This window comes from Sinomicrobium sp. (assembly GCA_029266035.1).
Taxonomy (GTDB): Bacteria; Bacteroidota; Bacteroidia; order Flavobacteriales; family Flavobacteriaceae; genus Sinomicrobium.
Window position 1 is genome coordinate 1 of sequence record JAJUFH010000051.1, and the last position, 2,722, is coordinate 2,722.

The 2,722-nt window shown below is 41.7% G+C and carries 4 protein-coding genes; 3 read left to right on the forward strand and 1 reads right to left on the reverse strand.

All coding sequences use genetic code 11. The annotated features are described in order from the left end of the window. The first annotated feature begins 454 nt into the window (after positions 1–454). The 3 genes from ACYZZR_RS13275 to ACYZZR_RS13285 all read left to right on the forward strand — a co-directional run bounded on the left by ACYZZR_RS13275 (position 455) and on the right by ACYZZR_RS13285 (position 2,401). Positions 455–898: a MauE/DoxX family redox-associated membrane protein gene (locus ACYZZR_RS13275; RefSeq protein WP_461534493.1), complete on the forward strand. Its 444-nt coding sequence runs from the start codon at positions 455–457 to the stop codon at positions 896–898. A 140-nt stretch (positions 899–1,038) separates the two neighbouring features. After that, on the forward strand, positions 1,039–1,308 hold the full coding sequence (locus tag ACYZZR_RS13280) for a hypothetical protein (protein WP_461534494.1): 270 nt from the start codon (positions 1,039–1,041) through the stop codon (positions 1,306–1,308). A 169-nt stretch (positions 1,309–1,477) separates the two neighbouring features. Then, the gene (locus tag ACYZZR_RS13285; RefSeq protein ID WP_461534495.1) at positions 1,478–2,401 is read left to right on the forward strand and encodes a hypothetical protein; all 924 of its coding nucleotides are present in this window, start codon (positions 1,478–1,480) and stop codon (positions 2,399–2,401) included. Here the strand turns inward: ACYZZR_RS13285 and ACYZZR_RS13290 are convergent. After that, a partial coding sequence (locus ACYZZR_RS13290) for a hypothetical protein (RefSeq protein WP_461534496.1) occupies positions 2,355–2,722 on the reverse strand: 368 nt, incomplete at its 5' end. The genes ACYZZR_RS13285 and ACYZZR_RS13290 overlap by 47 nt on opposite strands.

Sequence of the window (2,722 nt, forward strand, 5' to 3'; positions counted from 1 at the left end):
CAACTGATAGCTAATTGTGGGCCGGCTTTTCTTATCATTCGGAAACAATAAATTCTCTGCATTCTCAAGCATCGCAATTACCTCCCGGATATCGTAATTGTCCGGAGAAAGCGAAAAGTTGCCCTTTGTGCCATCAATGCGAATTTCTATGTATCCTATCTTTTCCACTTATGCAAAATAACGAATTTATTATTTAAACACTCAACCTTCAGCATCGGTTTGTCCCTTTAGAGACAACGGGCATAGAGGGAATCTCCTAATCCTACCAACACCTTTTATTGCTCCCGCGCTCTGCGCAAAGCCCCGTCATGCTGTACGACCCCGATCACCCAAAAACATCAAAATTTGTCAAAAACGGCCAAAAGTTGAGCTCAACGACATGAAAATTGTCCGTTTTTGCCATTTTTTCGACCTCCTCGATGCCCGACCTTTGTATTAAAGGAGAATAGAAAAAATGAGAGCAATCGTAGGTATCCCGGAACGAATCGTGATAAAAATAGCTTCGGAGGTTATCGTTATCCTGCTTATCGTGCTATTTCTTGGCACAGCTGCCGATAAGTGGATGGACCACGAAACTTTCCGGGATGGCCTGCGAAAATCACCGTTTCTGATCCCTTATGCTGGCCTGTTAAGCCACGCGGTTCCCCTGGCGGAAGTTGGAACTGTGGTAATGCTGCTGTTTAAAAGAACTGTGTTGTGGGGATTGTATTCGGCTGTGTTCCTGATGTCGGCATTTACCAGTTATATCTACGCATTGCTGCATTACAGTTATTACGTGCCCTGTAAATGTCATGCGGCACTGGAAAGTCTCACATGGGAGCAACACCTCCTATTTAATTTGATTTTTCTGGGCCTTGCGGTTACCGGAGTGATCCTGAAATCGAGGCTGCCTTTATAATATAAAAACGAAACGCCATGATTTGCAATGTTATCAGAGCTGTTATTCACCCACCTTAGCTTTTATAAGGTATTTACAGATATCTGTGGGAAACACGTTTTGTATTATTTTTTTCTTAAAACAAAATCACGGAGGTTGTTATGAACCGACTACGTTTAAGTGCTGCAGCATTGGCCCTGATCGCCGCCTTTGCATTCGCCAGCCAATCTAAAGGCGATCAAAACTATGATTATCAAGTTCGTAATCTACAACAAGAATATAGAATTACGGACCCAGATCATGAGGATTTCGGACTTACAGGACCCAAATCACAAATTGACCCCCTATGCCCGGGTACAGGACAAGAATGTGCTGTGGAAGTGGGCGGTACAGAGGTGATTGAATGGGAAGGGCCAACTACTAAGTTCTGACCCAATAAGGGTTGCTGCAAAATTCAGCAACCCTTATTCTTTATTTTTAGAAATGCGTGTGATAGTAAAACTAATATGTGCTATTCTTAGTGGCATTGGCCTGGTTTCTTTGGTCCTTATTCGAACAGACATGCCCAATGAGCGGAAAAATGGTTTCAAAAGGCTTTTTTTGAAAGCATCGGCCCGGATAAGAAGTGAAGTGACGCTTCCTCCTACAGTAAATGGCATCGCTGGCATTCAGGCAGACGATATCTATTTTTTTACCAATTCTGCGGATACTCTACTAAAAACCAATTATAAAATGGACGAGGTAGCGGTTTTTACTTTCTCGCTTGAGCAGTCTGTAAAATCAAATATTGGTACCGTTTTTTCAACGCAGATAGGTCCGGCGTATAGCTTCATCTTTGCCAAAAATCTACCAGGATTTATTCGGGTAAATTTGTTTACTGAGGAAACCACGACATTTATGAACAAAGGAGCATATTCTTCGGGAATTGCTTTGTCAGAAAACACTTACGTCATTCGGCAATTTATTCGTTCCAAAAACAATTCGCAGTTTATCAAACTCGATATATCTTCTGGAAGGACGAGAAAAGAAGGTAGTTTACCACTCAATCCTCTAGATCGGCGACTGCTAATTAGTGACGGCCAATTACATTACGACCGCAGTACGCAAACACTGATATATGTACACTACTACAACAATACAGTCATTACTTTTGACACATTAATGAAATCGAATCGCCGATTTTTCACAATTAGTACAGTTACAGATGTTCCTACAAACTTATACGCTCCTTTGGTTATTAATCAAAAGAGTTTTGTATCTAAGGGGCTGTTGTTTATATGTTCCAATTTAAAATCTGATAATGAAACCCGAAAATGCTATTGGAAAAACATTCCAGTAGATGTGTACGATATTCAGACCGGATCCTATCATGGTAGTTTCTATCTTCCTTTATCAGAAGGTAAACTAGTAAAAAGCATACAACTTTATAATGATACTTTAGTTGCACTTTACCACGATAACAACGTAAAATTGTTTTCTATTCATCATATATTACAAGCATTGGAACCATCCGTTCCCCTTTGAACAGATCAAGACCGTACTTTTGCAGCTCCCGCCGTGCTGTTTCGAAATGGAGCGGGTTATTGACAACCACACCCTGTCTTGAATCGTATCCTGGGAAATCGGAAAGATGCAGACCAATGTCTACCATCATCTGACCATCGAGGCCTGCTTCATTAACAATTGGAGGGGTATCCTTGAATCCGGTGGTAAATCGCTGGATGAAAACAAAGAATGGGTAATTTTCAACGCCTAATGAATCAGGCGTCAGAATTTTCCGAGTGCGGCCACCTTCAGTACGAAGCCGGTCAACTGCGGTCTCGCTAGCAGTCAGTATCCAGCACG

Excerpts from the sequence above, each read along its gene's own strand:
- ACYZZR_RS13275 (WP_461534493.1), top strand. The coding sequence starts at position 455 with ATGAGAGCAATCGTAGGTATCCCGGAACGAATCGTGATAAAAATAGCT.
- ACYZZR_RS13280 (WP_461534494.1), top strand. The coding sequence starts at position 1,039 with ATGAACCGACTACGTTTAAGTGCTGCAGCATTGGCCCTGATCGCCGCC.